Genomic DNA, 14,046 nt, shown 5'->3' on the forward strand with positions numbered 1-14,046 from the left:
ATCTTGCTATTATGGATTGTTTATCTACAAAACTATTAAGTATATTTGTTAATAATTACATTTATTGTTTAGTCACGAAACATTGCTTGCGCAGTATCTAACATTCGATTTGCAAAACCCCATTCGTTGTCACACCAAACCAATGTTTTCACTAACTGCATGTGGCTTACTCTGGTTTGCGTGCCGTCTACGATACAAGAGTGCGGATCATGATTGAAGTCTATTGATACCAAAGGTTCCTCAGTGTAACTCAATATTCCGTTTAATCTGCCCTGACCTGCTTGTTTCAACACTTGGTTAATCTCATCTATCGATACTTTTTTATCAACAGTTACACTTAAGTCCATCGCCGTCACATTAATTGTAGGCACTCTTACCGCGATGGCTTCAAACTTTCCGGCAAATTTAGGCAAGATACGCTCAATACCTGCGGCTAAGCGAGTATCAACGGGAATAATTGACTGGCTAGCAGCACGAGTCCTGCGTAAATCCGGATGATAAGCATCAATAACTTGTTGATCGTGCATTGAGGAGTGAATTGTTGTTACTGTGCCACTAAGAACATCAAACGCTTTATCCAGCACTTGGATCACAGGCACGATACAATTTGTGGTACAAGAACCATTAGAAACAATACGGTCGTCATTTTGCAACAAATCATCATTGATACCGTAAATGACAGTCGCATCCATATCAGGGGCAGATGGATGGGAAAAGAGGACTTTTTTAGCGCCTTGAGCAATATGAATTTCAGCATCAGCTCGATCATTATGCACACCTGTGCATTCCAATACTAAATCAATGTCGAGCTCAGCCCAAGGTAACTTGTCTAATGTGGGAAACTGCAATAATTGAATCGAGTCGTTGGCCACATTTAAGCAATCTCCATTTAGGGAAACTGGGAAGCCAAATCGACCATGGGCGGTATCATACTTTAATAAATGAGCAATACCTTCAGGGTTGGCAATCTCATTTATTGCAACAATTTTAATTTGTTCGTGCCGAGCGGTTTCGTACAGTGCTCGCAATACATTTCGACCTATGCGTCCAAAACCATTTATGGCAATTCGTATCATGTCACTCTTAATACATAAACGAGCACACTCTTTTATAAGTGTGCTCTTTTTTAGTTAAGTGGTAACCCACACCTAAAAGGTTATGGGCCACCCTAGTTTAGTTATTGATGTTTATAGTGAATTAGCTGCCTCGACAATAGCATCGGCAGTAAACCCAAAGTATTTCAGCAAAGCTCCGCCAGGCGCAGACTCACCAAAAGTCGTCATACCGACAACTTTGCCATCAAATCCAACATATTTGTACCAAAAATCTACGTGAGCAGCTTCAACAGCCACACGTTTAGTGACACTGCGAGGTAACACAGACTCACGATAATCCGCATCTTGAGCATCAAATAGATTGGTGCTTGGCATAGAAACAACACGTACTGCTTTACCTTGAGCGGTTAATTTTTCCGCAGCTTCAACAGTAATAGCCATTTCTGATCCCGTTGCAATTAGGATGATTTCAGGTGTTGCTTCGCTATCAATTAATACATATCCACCTTTAGCAATATCCGTAAGTTGCTGCTCATTTCGAGATTGTGCCGGCAATCCTTGGCGACTAAATACTAGGGCACTTGGACCTTCAGTGCGTTCAATTGCCGCTTTCCAAGCCACTGCTGTTTCAGCCCCATCACAAGGTCTCCAAGTAGCAAGGTTTGGCGTCAAACGTAAATTGGCTACTTGCTCAATAGGCTGATGGGTTGGACCATCTTCACCTTGACCAATAGAGTCATGGGTATAAACAAAAATATTAGGCACGCCCATTAATGCAGACATACGCACAGCATTACGCGCATATTCCATAAACATTAAAAAGGTTGCACCGTAGGTTCTGAAGCCACCATGCAGTCCGATACCGTTCATGATCGCGCTCATTCCAAACTCACGCACGCCATAGAAAATATAGTTACCACTGGCATCATCTGCAGTGATTCCCTTTGAACCCGACCATAATGTCAAGTTTGAACCAGCTAAGTCAGCAGAACCGCCTACCACTTCAGGCAAAATGCTAGCAAAAGCTTCAATGGCATTTTGCGAAGATTTACGACTCGCCACATTTTCTGCTTTTTCTTGGGTTTGTTTGATGTAAGCGGCAGCTTTTTCACTGAAATCGGCAGGTAGCTCACCGTTTATACGACGGGTAAATTCACTTGCTAACTGTGGGTGAGCATCTGCATATTGAGCAAACTTATCATTCCACTGCTGTTCTAACTCAAGTCCGCTTTTCTTTGCATCCCATTGTGCATAGATATCTTCAGGAACAACAAAAGGTGCGTGACTCCAGTTTAGCTCTTTACGCGTAGCTTCAACTTCATCCAGACCCAGTGGCGAACCATGGCTATCATGGCTACCTGATTTGTTTGGAGATCCAAAACCAATCACTGTTTTACAGCAAATCATGGTAGGTTTTGTGGTTTCTGCTTTAGCGGTTTCAATAGCCGCTTTAATCGCTTCAGGATCATGACCATCTACATCAGCGATCACCTGCCATCCATAGGATTCAAAACGTGCTGGGGTATCGTCAGTAAACCAACCTTCAACTTCTCCATCAATGGAAATGCCATTGTCATCCCAAAACGCAATCAGCTTGCCTAACCCTAAGGTGCCAGCAAGAGAACAGGTTTCATGGGAAATTCCTTCCATCAAACAACCATCACCTAAGAAGCAATAGGTAAAATGATCAACGATATTGAATTCAGGTTGATTAAATTGGGCTGCTAACATTTTTTCAGCAATTGCCATGCCTACAGCGTTACTAATACCTTGACCTAAAGGTCCAGTAGTAGTTTCAACACCAGGTGCGTAACCATACTCTGGGTGACCTGGAGTTCTTGAATGCAATTGGCGGAAGTTTTTCAACTCCTCAATAGGTAAGTCATATCCGGTTAGGTGTAACAACGAATAGATCAGCATCGAGCCATGACCATTGGACAAAACAAACCTATCACGGTTAGCCCATTTGGGGTTTGCTGGATTGTGGTGCATAAAGTCACTCCACAATACTTGCGCGATATCAGCCATTCCCATTGGTGCTCCGGGGTGACCTGAATTAGCTTGTTGTACTGCATCCATTGATAAAGCGCGAATGGCGTTGGCTAGTTCTCGACGTGAAGGCATGGTGTCTCCTGCTGTAAATAAGTGCCTAAAAGCATGCTCAACGTCTAATTAACTTGGCTAAGACATTGATTGATTTGCTTGTATTCATGTTGGGTGCAACATTTTCCATCAGCCATGGACGAACTGCAACGCTTATTCATTATTGATTATACTTTTTTTGGTTATGTTCTATTCCTTTTCTGTTTTTTTACGTATTTAAAGTGGAAAGCATTCTGAACATATAGCCATTTGGACGTCTAGACGGAAAGACTGGTATTTTCGAAAATATTGATTAAAATGTAGCTATTAATGATAACGAACCAGTTTTGGTGTGAATTTATTACACGCATTCAAGAAAGGATTAAAACATGACATCACATCTTTTTACTTCAGAATCAGTTTCTGAGGGGCATCCGGATAAAATTGCAGATCAAATATCTGATGCAGTGTTGGACGCTATTTTAACTCAGGATCCTAAAGCTCGAGTAGCTTGCGAGACCTTCGTCAAAACAGGAATGGTCTTGGTTGGTGGAGAAGTGACTACGTCAGCTTGGGTTGATATTGAAGATTTAACCAGAAAAACTGTACGCGAAATTGGTTATACTCATTCTGATATGGGTTTTGATGCCGATTCATGTGCGGTACTGAATGCCATTGGTAAACAATCACCAGATATAAACCAAGGTGTTGATCGCAGTCGTCCAGAAGAGCAAGGGGCCGGTGACCAAGGATTAATGTTTGGTTACGCTAGTGATGAAACCGATGTACTTATGCCTGCGCCTATTACTTATTCTCACCGTCTGGTTAAACGCCAAGCAGAAGTAAGAAAAAACAATACACTACCTTGGTTACGCCCTGATGCCAAAAGCCAAGTCACCTTTGTTTATGAAGATAATCAACCTGTTGGCATAGATGCCGTTGTGCTATCCACACAACATTGTGATTCAATCAGTACTGCCGATTTACAAGAAGCAGTGATGGAAGAAATTATCAAACCTGTGTTGCCTGCAAAATGGTTATCTGCAAAAACCAAGTTTTTAATTAACCCTACTGGACGATTTGTAATTGGTGGACCTATGGGAGACTGTGGTTTAACCGGTCGTAAAATCATAGTAGATACCTACGGTGGTATGGCACGTCACGGTGGTGGATGTTTCTCTGGTAAAGATCCTTCGAAAGTTGATCGTTCAGCAGCCTATGCCGGTCGTTATGTGGCTAAGAATATTGTAGCGGCGGGGTTAGCTAAACGCTGTGAAATCCAAGTTTCTTATGCTATAGGCGTGGCTGAGCCTACTTCAATTAGTATTGAAACCTTCGGTACTGGTGTGATTTCAGATCAAAAACTGACTGAGTTAGTTAGAGCCAACTTTGACCTTCGTCCCTATGGTCTAATTAAGATGCTTGATCTTGAACGTCCAATCTACCAAGGTACTGCTGCTTATGGTCATTTTGGTCGCGAAGAGTTTCCATGGGAAGCAACCGACAAGGCTGAACAGCTAAAAGCGGCCTTGTAAACATACCATTCAATTAAAAATGATTAGGTAAATTAAAAATAGCGTCTAGTAAGACGCTATTTTTGTATGCAAAGGTTAAAAACTTAATCTTTGTTTTGGCAATAACCTGTATTCGCTAAACTTACCCCTACCTTGTTGGCCATTCTAACTCTGACACTGTCACCTTCTACTGCAGGAAAATAGTCTAAGACTACAATAAGGTACTCGCCATCAGATGCAGTTAAATGGCATTCATAACCGCGGTTGGGACCTTCCTCAATAGTAGTAAGTAAACCGCCCAAAAACGCCCAAATTAATGCCCCCGCTATAATCTGCCTGTCGCTGCGGCCTCGCCCGCATGAGAGTCAAATTTAACATCGTATATTTGCTCAACGTTTGCGTACAACTCAGTGACAAATTGGTTGCGCTCAGTATTTCGCGTATGATTAGATGCACAAGATGAGAGTACACAAAACCAACTTATAACCGTCAACTTTATGTACGTTGTTTTCATGGGCTAATAGTTCTTTGGGAAAATGTTCGCATAGATAAATATCTTGTTAGGTAACGATAAATAGAATAATGATCCAAAACTGAATTTAAGCTTAACAATAAATAGAAATAGCATAGTTAACAGCTAACCGGAAATAATTTATGTTTAAAAGTATTACCAAGTCATGCCTTGCGGTCACTATTAGTGCCGTTTTTCTTGCGGCGTGTTCCACCTCTCCAACCGGAAGATCGCAATTAAAACTGTATTCTAAAGATCAGTTAGCCAATATGGGTACTCAGGCTTTCGATGGCATGAAAATAGAACAAAAAGTATCCCAGCAAGGGGTCGATAATCAATACGTTTCTTGCGTAGCCAGTTTCATCACCAAACACGTGCCCAATAGTGTGTTTGATGGTCAGTGGGAGTTGGTGGTTTTTGAAGATGATCAAGTGAATGCGTTTGCATTACCTGGCGGAAAAATTGGTGTGTACACCGGACTACTTAAAGTTGCACAAAACCAAGATCAATTAGCTGCCGTAATCGGCCACGAAGTAGGTCATGTTATTGCTGAGCACGGAAATGAAAGAATGTCGAATACAACCCTCATCGGCTTAGGTCTAGAAGCGACAAATCAAATTCTTAATGCGAAACAAGTGACAAACAGCAACATGATTATGGCAGGTATAGGTTTAGGTCTGCAGGTTGGAGTGCAATTACCTTTCAGCCGTACTCATGAAACAGAGGCTGATCTGATAGGGTTAGAATTAATGGCTAGAGCTGGTTTCGACCCCACCCAATCAGTTGAGTTGTGGAAGAATATGGACAAAGCAAGTAAAGGACAACGAACCTCCGAGTTTATGTCAACTCACCCGTCTCCTGCTACACGCATTGAAACCTTGAGCGTTAATATGTCGGCTGCACAATCATTGGCAAATCAAGCAAGTGACAATCCAAACTGTTCAATATAATGTAGACAGAACGCTAAATTTTGAACAAAAAAAATGCCGCTAATTGCGGCATTTTCTTTCAAATTAACAGATTATGACTCTTCTGTTTTATGCAAGTGAACATCCATTTGTGGGAATGGAATGCTAATGCCTTCTTGGTCAAAGCGAAGTTTAACCGCTTCAGTGAAGTCAAATTTAACTGCCCAGTAATCTGCAGAAGCAACCCAAGGACGAACAATAAAGTTCACACTGCTATCAGCCAATTCTGAAACAGCAACCGTAGGCTCAGGATCTTTAAGAATACGCTCATCAGCATTTACCATCTCAAGTAACACTTCTTTCGCTTTCTTAAGATCAGCATCATAGCCAATACCAACAACCATATCTACTCGACGAGTATCTTTTGCTGAAACGTTTACGATGTTGCCGCTGTAAATAGCACCATTTGGCACAATGATCTCTTTGTTATCAGGTGTTATCATCACAGTAGTGAAGATCGTGATATCTTTAACTACACCTGCTGTACCAGCAGCTTCGATGAAGTTTCCGCGTGTAAACGGACGGAAAACTAACAACATTACGCCGGCAGCAAAATTCTGTAGAGAACCTTGAAGTGACAAACCAATTGCCAAGCCTGCAGCACCCAAAATAGCGACTAGTGATGTAGTATCTACGCCAAGTTGATCTAACGATGCAACGATAACAAACAACATCAATACAGCATTCAGAATGGCCTTTAAAAAGTCCACCAACATATCGTCATATTTAGAGCGAGCCATTACCTTACCAAATACATTGATAAGAATTCCAACAACCATTTTACCAATAATGTAAATGATTATGGCGAACAATATGTTCAGTCCCCATGGAATTACATAAGTTTCGACTAACTCTGCAACATTTATATCTTCAAGCATTTTGTTTCTCCCAAACATTTTTAATTCTTTATATAGCGATAGTCCACACCAAAAGAAAGCCTTTTCATTTACTTGGCTAACATCACTACTTGGCAATTTCTTGGACGCTGAAATAATAAAGGAAACAACAAGATATGCACTCTTTTTTTTCCAAATTAGACTAATGTATATGTCGCAATTTAGCGTCATAGACTAAAGTTTAATTCGTTTAAATTATTCAATGTTTTAAGATATGTGTCATCGGATTGTCAGAAACACAACGTATATTACTTCTCAGTTATACAGTTGACGACATTTGAAAGTTAGGATGGAATTTCGGAATTAACGTAGTTTGTTATTCAAAATTTATTCATCATATTTTGTATTAAAACAAAAGTTTTTATCACTGTTTGATATTACAAACAGCTAGCAAATCTTCTTTTCAAAATGTTGTTTTATTACAAACATCTGAATTTGTTAGGGTTTTACAAATGTTGTTTTTTTAAACATTTTTTGCCTCTACTTTGCTGTTAAGAAGTGCTATGCTATCTGCCCCTAATTTCAGGGGAACAGTAATATTTTTAAAGGAATTGAAAATGTTAATTCTCTCTCTTATCTTCGTTAGTTTGATAATTCTATTGGTCTTTTGCTTGGCTAAAGACACTGGCGAACATACTGCGTTTGCCCGCAAAGATGCCCAGATTAATAGTCAGCAGGAATCTATTGATGTATCTCACGATAGAATAACATCAACTAAAACATTGAATGCCAACTAGTAGTAACTAATTTTTAATATCACTCATTGCATCAAACGCGGTCATATTAAAGCCGCGTTTGATGTGAAAATCTCGCAAGCTCCAATTATTATTAAATAGTAAATTGTTAACTCAGTTTGCCAATTAGTGAAATTCTTTAGTTGAGATACCTTCTACTTAATATACCATGTAGCAAATTGTAACCTGCCAGTTTAATAGCATGCGAATTCCAAGAATTTATCACCCAGACTTACTCATTGTTGATCAGACGATTGATCTCACAGCCGATGCAGCAAACCACATTGCTAACGTTCTCCGTTTAAATGAAGGGCACCCATTGGTACTGTTTAATGGTGATGGTAACGAATATAGCGCCGAACTGGTTACTGCCAAAAAGCGCCAAGTTAGTGTGTTGATAGACGCAAAATTATCGATTAATGTTGAATCCACTTTAAAGGTCCACCTTGGTCAAGGCGTATCCCGTGGCGATAGAATGGATATGGCGATTCAAAAAGCGGTTGAGCTAGGCGTGACTGAAATTACTCCATTAATCACTGAAAGATGTGGGGTTAAATTATCCGCTGAACGTTGGCAGAAAAAATGTCAACAATGGCAAAAGTTAATTATTTCTGCTTGCGAACAATGTGGCAGAAATCAAATACCAAGATTACATCCATGCACTTCGATCCATGAATGGACAAAACAGTCCACCTCTGAACTTCGCCTGACACTGCATCCTAAAGCCGAAAAAAGTATAAAACACCTAACGATTCCAGCCAGTGGCGTTAGGTTACTAATTGGTCCAGAAGGTGGGTTTAGCGATGCTGAAATCTATGCCACCGAACAAGTTGGATTTCAAACTGTTCAAATGGGCCCTCGGGTATTAAGAACAGAAACTGCAGCCATTGCAGCCATTGCAGCTTTGCAGGCTATTCATGGAGATTTATAGTCAAATAATTTAATCTAGACAGCCGCTAGTTTCATGTTACATTGATCTGTAAAGCATCCCTTAATTTATTAACTTTAGTACCCTAACAATGAAACCTGTTAATGCCATAAATACTCAAGGTACAAGCAATTACACGCACCTGAAACGCCATAATGCCATTGAAGCAGGTCGAATAAACGCGTTTGCTATGTTGGTAAATGGGGATCCCCTTGTCGAGGTTCTAAAGGAGATAATCGCCAGCCTAGAATCTGCAACCTCTGGACTTAAATGTTCAATAAATTTAATCGATAGCACAGGCTTCGTCCTAAGCCCTTTTGTTTCCCCTAGCCTTCCGTTGCTACTTATAGACGCATTGAAAAACCAAAAAGTGATACCTCCATCAACCACCTGCGCCTTTGCTATAGCCAATAGAAATTTAACTGTAAGTGAAGATATTACTCTAGATCCACACTGGCATAATATGCGCGATATTGCCGTTACCTGCGGTATTCTTTCGTGTTGGTCTCAGCCTATTATTTCACCTAATGGTGAGGTATTAGGTACGTTTACCATGTATTTTCCAACCTGCGGAGCTCCCGAACAAGATGATATTGACTCCTTGCTTTACGAGTCTCAAATTGTGTCTATTATTCTTGAACGCGCCAATAATATTAAGCAATTAGAAGAAACAAATGCTGAATTAGAAAGACGAGTAGAAGAGCGAACAGAGGAATTGACTAATGCTAATTTAATGTTGAAAAAAGCATTAGAGCAACGTAACGAAGTGCAAACCCAATTAGTAGAACAAGAAAATATGGCAGCCTTGGGTACCATGATGTCGAGTCTAACCCACGAAATTAATACACCTACAGGTGTTGCGATAACGGCTATTTCTTATTTGCGTAATATTCTGAGTAAAACAACCCAATCCTTTAAAGAAGAACAGCTTAGACGCTCTCAATTAGCTACATTTTTCTCAAAAACCGAAGAAAGTGTTGATATTATTGAACGCAATTTGTTTCGGTCTACCCAGTTAATTAAAACCTTTAAACAACTTTCGTTAGATCAGCACAGTCAAGAAGTTCGAAAAATTAACCTTATGAGTTACGTCAATGAGGTTTTATTGACCTTAAAACCTAGATTAAAACGTTCAAATCAACAGTTTTGTTTTGATATAGACCCCGATTTAGAAGTCTATAGTAATCCCGGCGCCTTGAGTCAATTGCTGATTAACCTGATTATGAACTCGGTCCAACACGCATTTACAATTAATCAGATGGGGCATATCTTTTTTAAGATAAGAATTGACCTAACTATTCCAGGCCATCCTATGTTAAAGGTGATTTATAGGGATAATGGTTGTGGTATGTCTGAACATACAATTGAAAATTTATACAAACCATTTTTCACCAGTGCCCGTCAAAATGGCGGTTCAGGGTTGGGTATGCACATATGTTACGACATCGTGGTTAAAGTATTGGCTGGACACATTGATTGTAAATCAAAAATTGGAAAAGGTGTCGAGTTTACAGTCACCTTTCCTGTGAGTTTAGATAACCCCGAGTTCGATAGCTTTTAAAACCGCACGAGTACGATCCCGAACCCCCAGTTTATCCAAGACATTTGATACCTGATTTTTGACCGTACCTTCAGATTTAAATACCGCCTGTGAAATTTCACGGTTACTACACCCAGCAGCAATTAAGCGTAATATCTCAATCTCTTTGGCAGTGAGAGGAATAGGCACATCAGAACTTTCAAATGTACTCTGTTTACTTTGCAAACTCGACACTACACGCTGAGTAATACTAGGTTGAATTAAGGTTTCCCCATTGCTTACTTTTATAATGGCTTCAACTAATGTTTCTAGCGATACATCTTTTAATAAAAATCCTTTTGCCCCCGCCTGAATGGCTTGAATAACCAATTGGTGATCATCAAAAGTAGTCAACATTATGACCGGAGAGATATCAATTTTATTGAGGCTATTAAGGGCCTCAACCGCTTCAATCCCGTTCATAACGGGCATGCGAATATCCATCAAAACAACATCTGGTTTCTGCGTAGAAATAACCTCCAGTGCACTTTTTCCATCCGCTGCTTCAGCAACAATGTTGATTTCAGGTGCTAACGACAACAAACTTTTAATCCCTTCGCGAACCAAGGTTTGATCGTCGACTACCATCACATTAACACTCATGATGACTCCGGTAATTCTATTTGTATTTGAAAGCCTGCGTTTGTTATTTTTGTATCTAAAACACCACCTAAGTGAGCGATCCTTTCTCGCATTCCGGTCAAACCATTCCCTTCCTGAATATTATTTTGCTGTTTTTGACGGCCATCATCATACATTTTAAGTTGCACTGAGTCTTTTTTCTGGCACAAATGAATATTAAAATTGGAGGCATTACTGTGACGCAGAGTGTTAGTAATAGACTCCTGAACGCATCGCAAAATCGCTTCGGCTACATCAACATTGGTTATAGTCAAATCTTCCTCAATATCTAATGAGATAGACAAGTTAGGAACATCGTCTAATAGTGCATGCAGCGCCTGACTCAATTCAATATGAGACTTTTCCCGAATCTCAGAAACAGCTTCACGCACATCACTTAATAATAACTTAGCTAATTCATGACACTGCTGAATTTTGATCTGTGCTTCTCCGTCGGAAATCCGAGAAGCCACCTGCAAATTGATAGTTAATGCGGTTAAATGATGGCCCAACAAATCATGGATATTGCGCGCAATTCTAACTCTTTCTGCTTGCTTAGATGCTTCGCCTAGCAAGGTTTGAGTAGCCATTAATTCACGATTAAGCTCCATTGCCTTCTCAGTTGCGCGCTTTTCTTTAATATTTGTATGCACCATATGTAAGGCAAAAATATTAAAGGTCCAAAACAGTAACGCGGATAGCAGTGATGTATCAGACTGCCAATAAAAATACATTATTAGCCAAAATGGCGCGGACCAAATGGGTGACGTGAAAACGGCCTGCTTAAACGACATAAGATAAGGCAGTTGTGCACTCCAAATCGTGACAAGAATGGCCAGAAAGGTAAAAGGGCTGAGAAACCCTAAACTCATAATTGCTGTATATTGAATGACAATGAATAGCAGCCGAGTTTGCAAGTTATTTCTGTATTCGTGGTCTGATATGGCAAGCAAAAAGAACACTATATAAACCAATAATGCAAAACCGGCTGCAGCCACTTTTTCTCCAGAGTAGTTATCAGAGCTCACCATCAAAGACAGCGCTATGCTGCTTACTACTGCCCAAGGGAAAATAGCTGAAAGGTTTTCTTTTCTAAACAAGCTTTTCAAAATCTGCATTTAAGAACCACGATAAAATTACCCCTATGCCAGAAACTGCCGCTCAACGAAGACCCAGTATGAACAATTTTAGAATTGAACGCTATAGGTCAAAAGTCACGTTTTAAATAGTGACTTTTGGCACTAAACATTATCACTAGATTATTTAAACTGGACTCAAATCAAAGTGATGAACTTAATTATTGTTTGAATTTAAGATAGTGGATAACTGGAGATAAAAATGACAACCTTACTTGCTAGTTTATTCTTTGCGCCATTTATTACAGGAACCTTAGCGTTTATTCTATTCAGGCTCCCGTTCAAAGCCACAAAAAGTAAATTCAAGCCTAAAAAGTTTGGTGGTTATTATACTGCGACCATATACTCAATGGTCTGTTTCGGTATGCTCACAGCACTTATGACTTTATACTTTCCGATGCGATTAGAAGAAAAATTGCTGTCCACGGCCATCGAACCGCAACGTTTCATTATAAGTTTACAAGTCATTTTTAGCATCTTAAGCGTGCTATTCGGTATTATGATGCTGCTTTTTTCCATGAAGCGAGTATATAGGCTGAAGCCAATTGTCACTAAATATCGACACTCAATCATCGCCTCAGCAATTGTTGCCTTCACCGTTTTTAGCGTCTTTGGCGGCGGCAAGTTGTTTGCAAACATTGGCGATGCAGAAATTATATTCTGGTTCTCCCCTGGTATAATTAGCGGCATAACAATATTTTTAATTTTAAAAGTTTATGCCACTAAGGGTTGGCTAAAAAACTAATCTTGATTTTGCTGAAAGTGTTGCTCACGGTATTCCTTGGGAGTTTGATCAAAGTGTTTGCGAAACACAGCATACATATATTGTAATGAGGGATAACCACACACTAACGCAATTTCCGATGTTTGCTGTTCACTAGTGGTAAGCATATTACAAGCTTTCGAGAGTTTCTCATTATGAATTTCATTGTGAATACTGTGACCTCTTTCTTCATGAAAGCGAGACTCTAGATTGGATCTTGAAATACCAACATAATCTAAAACTTGATCGACTTTTATGCCTTTACAGGCATTTTGACGAATAAAGTGCATGGCTTGTATCACATGAGGGTCTTTTAAGGCTTTAAAGTCTGTAGATTGTCGCTGGGCAACGCCTACAGGAGGAACCGTCACAATTTTATTTTTTAGGTTTGGATTTTCTAAACGACGGTGAAGTAACTTAGCAGCTTGATAGCCCATTTCAAACCCACCTTGAGTAACAGAACTCAAACTGATTCGACTCAAATTTCGGGCAATATCGTCATCATCGATTCCGACGATGGAAATCTGATCAGGCACGAGTTTACCGGTATGATCACATGCTTGCAGCAAATGACGAGCACGTGCGTCAGTGACTGAAATAACCCCTACTGGATTAGGCAAACTTTGCAACCAATCGGATAAACGGTTCATTGAATATTGCCAGGTTTCTGGACGCGTGGGATGGCCTCGATACACAGCACAATCGTAGCCATCTTCCTTGCATAATTTGATAATGGCTTTTTCACGCTCGGTTGCCCAACGATGATTATCATCTGGCGGAAACCCATAAAACGCAAAGCGCTCTAAACCTTTATGTTTTAGGTGTTCGTAGGCGCATTTCACCACAGCGACGTTATCGGTGGCTACATATGGAACTTTGGGGTAATCATCGAGATTTTCGTAAGAGCCACCTACTCCGATAATAGGAAGATCAATATGCTCTACTGCTTTTTGAATAGATGGCGCATCAAAATCCGCAATGATGCCGTCTCCGACCCAGTCATTGATATTATCTATCCTAGCTAAAAAGTCTTCCTCTAAGTACACATCCCAATCCACTTTGGAAGATTGTAAATAGTGCCCAATCCCTTCAATTACTTGCCGATCATAAACTTTATTTGCATTGAAAAGTAACGAAATACTGTGCTTTGCCTTAAACATGCAACACCTCTTTTACGTATTAGCAAAATTACGTTTTTTTAAGTCAACGTATACTAATACCAAATCTAGTAAAAAGAACCCAGACAATAAATTACGAAA

Annotated in this window: 13 protein-coding genes; 6 read left to right on the forward strand and 7 right to left on the reverse strand. The window is 39.9% G+C overall.

Going from position 1 to position 14,046, the window contains the following annotated elements; genetic code table 11:
* Positions 1-68: 68 nt before the first annotated feature.
* Together epd and tkt are read right to left on the reverse strand one after the other, a co-directional pair.
* Complete coding sequence (gene epd / locus AB6T38_RS13535) at positions 69-1,076, reverse strand: erythrose-4-phosphate dehydrogenase (protein ID WP_372547818.1); 1,008 nt, start codon at positions 1,074-1,076, stop codon at positions 69-71.
* Positions 1,077-1,187: 111 nt separating this feature from the next.
* Entirely contained in the window at positions 1,188-3,179 is a 1,992-nt protein-coding gene (tkt, locus tag AB6T38_RS13540; RefSeq protein WP_372547819.1) for a transketolase, read from the reverse strand.
* A 347-nt stretch (positions 3,180-3,526) separates the two neighbouring features.
* Here tkt and metK point away from each other — a divergent pair, with 347 nt between their 5' ends.
* A complete protein-coding gene (gene metK, locus AB6T38_RS13545) occupies positions 3,527-4,672 on the forward strand; it encodes a methionine adenosyltransferase (protein WP_372547820.1) in 1,146 nt (381 codons plus the stop codon).
* An 83-nt stretch (positions 4,673-4,755) separates the two neighbouring features.
* Here the strand turns inward: metK and AB6T38_RS13550 are convergent, their stop codons facing one another.
* On the reverse strand, positions 4,756-4,953 hold the full coding sequence (locus AB6T38_RS13550; RefSeq protein WP_372547821.1) for a hypothetical protein: 198 nt from the start codon (positions 4,951-4,953) through the stop codon (positions 4,756-4,758).
* A gap of 352 nt (positions 4,954-5,305) precedes the next feature.
* Between AB6T38_RS13550 and AB6T38_RS13555 the strand changes: the two genes are divergently transcribed.
* Entirely contained in the window at positions 5,306-6,112 is an 807-nt protein-coding gene (locus tag AB6T38_RS13555; protein ID WP_372547822.1) for a M48 family metallopeptidase, read from the forward strand.
* A 71-nt stretch (positions 6,113-6,183) separates the two neighbouring features.
* Here AB6T38_RS13555 and AB6T38_RS13560 read toward each other — a convergent pair whose 3' ends face one another.
* Entirely contained in the window at positions 6,184-7,008 is an 825-nt protein-coding gene (locus tag AB6T38_RS13560; RefSeq protein ID WP_372547823.1) for a mechanosensitive ion channel family protein, read from the reverse strand.
* Between the two features lie 575 nt (positions 7,009-7,583).
* Between AB6T38_RS13560 and AB6T38_RS13565 the strand changes: the two genes are divergently transcribed.
* The 3 genes from AB6T38_RS13565 (at position 7,584) to AB6T38_RS13575 (ending at position 10,249) form a co-directional block, all read left to right on the forward strand.
* On the forward strand, positions 7,584-7,763 hold the full coding sequence (locus AB6T38_RS13565) for a hypothetical protein (RefSeq protein ID WP_372547824.1): 180 nt from the start codon (positions 7,584-7,586) through the stop codon (positions 7,761-7,763).
* A gap of 199 nt (positions 7,764-7,962) precedes the next feature.
* On the forward strand, positions 7,963-8,691 hold the full coding sequence (gene rsmE / locus AB6T38_RS13570; RefSeq protein WP_372547825.1) for a 16S rRNA (uracil(1498)-N(3))-methyltransferase: 729 nt from the start codon (positions 7,963-7,965) through the stop codon (positions 8,689-8,691).
* Between the two features lie 88 nt (positions 8,692-8,779).
* Complete coding sequence (locus AB6T38_RS13575) at positions 8,780-10,249, forward strand: ATP-binding protein (protein ID WP_372547826.1); 1,470 nt, start codon at positions 8,780-8,782, stop codon at positions 10,247-10,249.
* Here the strand turns inward: AB6T38_RS13575 and AB6T38_RS13580 are convergent.
* Both AB6T38_RS13580 and AB6T38_RS13585 read right to left on the reverse strand, forming a co-directional pair.
* Positions 10,220-10,870: a response regulator gene (locus tag AB6T38_RS13580; protein ID WP_372547827.1), complete on the reverse strand. Its 651-nt coding sequence runs from the start codon at positions 10,868-10,870 to the stop codon at positions 10,220-10,222. The two genes, AB6T38_RS13575 and AB6T38_RS13580, sit on opposite strands and share 30 nt — an antisense overlap.
* Positions 10,867-12,006: a sensor histidine kinase gene (locus tag AB6T38_RS13585; protein ID WP_372547828.1), complete on the reverse strand. Its 1,140-nt coding sequence runs from the start codon at positions 12,004-12,006 to the stop codon at positions 10,867-10,869. Before AB6T38_RS13585 ends, AB6T38_RS13580 begins: the two co-directional genes overlap by 4 nt.
* A 220-nt stretch (positions 12,007-12,226) precedes the next feature.
* Here AB6T38_RS13585 and AB6T38_RS13590 point away from each other — a divergent pair, with 220 nt between their 5' ends.
* Positions 12,227-12,769 (forward strand): hypothetical protein, encoded by a 543-nt coding sequence (locus AB6T38_RS13590; RefSeq protein WP_372547829.1) that lies wholly within the window; start codon positions 12,227-12,229, stop codon positions 12,767-12,769.
* On the opposite strand, the gene AB6T38_RS13595 is transcribed toward AB6T38_RS13590, so the two are convergent.
* On the reverse strand, positions 12,766-13,947 hold the full coding sequence (locus AB6T38_RS13595; RefSeq protein ID WP_372547830.1) for a XylR family transcriptional regulator: 1,182 nt from the start codon (positions 13,945-13,947) through the stop codon (positions 12,766-12,768). The genes AB6T38_RS13590 and AB6T38_RS13595 overlap by 4 nt on opposite strands.
* Positions 13,948-14,046 lie beyond the last annotated feature (99 nt).

The organism is Aliiglaciecola sp. SL4, from assembly GCF_041538045.1.
In the GTDB taxonomy this organism is placed as follows: domain Bacteria; phylum Pseudomonadota; class Gammaproteobacteria; order Enterobacterales; family Alteromonadaceae; genus Aliiglaciecola.

Coding starts and splice junctions, on each gene's coding strand:
- rsmE (WP_372547825.1), top strand. CDS start 7,963: ATGCGAATTCCAAGAATTTATCACCCAGACTTACTCATTGTTGATCAG.
- AB6T38_RS13580 (WP_372547827.1), bottom strand. CDS start 10,870: ATGAGTGTTAATGTGATGGTAGTCGACGATCAAACCTTGGTTCGCGAA.
- AB6T38_RS13565 (WP_372547824.1), top strand. CDS start 7,584: ATGTTAATTCTCTCTCTTATCTTCGTTAGTTTGATAATTCTATTGGTC.
- AB6T38_RS13595 (WP_372547830.1), bottom strand. CDS start 13,947: ATGTTTAAGGCAAAGCACAGTATTTCGTTACTTTTCAATGCAAATAAA.
- AB6T38_RS13575 (WP_372547826.1), top strand. CDS start 8,780: ATGAAACCTGTTAATGCCATAAATACTCAAGGTACAAGCAATTACACG.
- AB6T38_RS13585 (WP_372547828.1), bottom strand. CDS start 12,006: ATGCAGATTTTGAAAAGCTTGTTTAGAAAAGAAAACCTTTCAGCTATT.
- AB6T38_RS13590 (WP_372547829.1), top strand. CDS start 12,227: ATGACAACCTTACTTGCTAGTTTATTCTTTGCGCCATTTATTACAGGA.
- AB6T38_RS13560 (WP_372547823.1), bottom strand. CDS start 7,008: ATGCTTGAAGATATAAATGTTGCAGAGTTAGTCGAAACTTATGTAATT.
- AB6T38_RS13555 (WP_372547822.1), top strand. CDS start 5,306: ATGTTTAAAAGTATTACCAAGTCATGCCTTGCGGTCACTATTAGTGCC.
- metK (WP_372547820.1), top strand. CDS start 3,527: ATGACATCACATCTTTTTACTTCAGAATCAGTTTCTGAGGGGCATCCG.
- tkt (WP_372547819.1), bottom strand. CDS start 3,179: ATGCCTTCACGTCGAGAACTAGCCAACGCCATTCGCGCTTTATCAATG.
- epd (WP_372547818.1), bottom strand. CDS start 1,076: ATGATACGAATTGCCATAAATGGTTTTGGACGCATAGGTCGAAATGTA.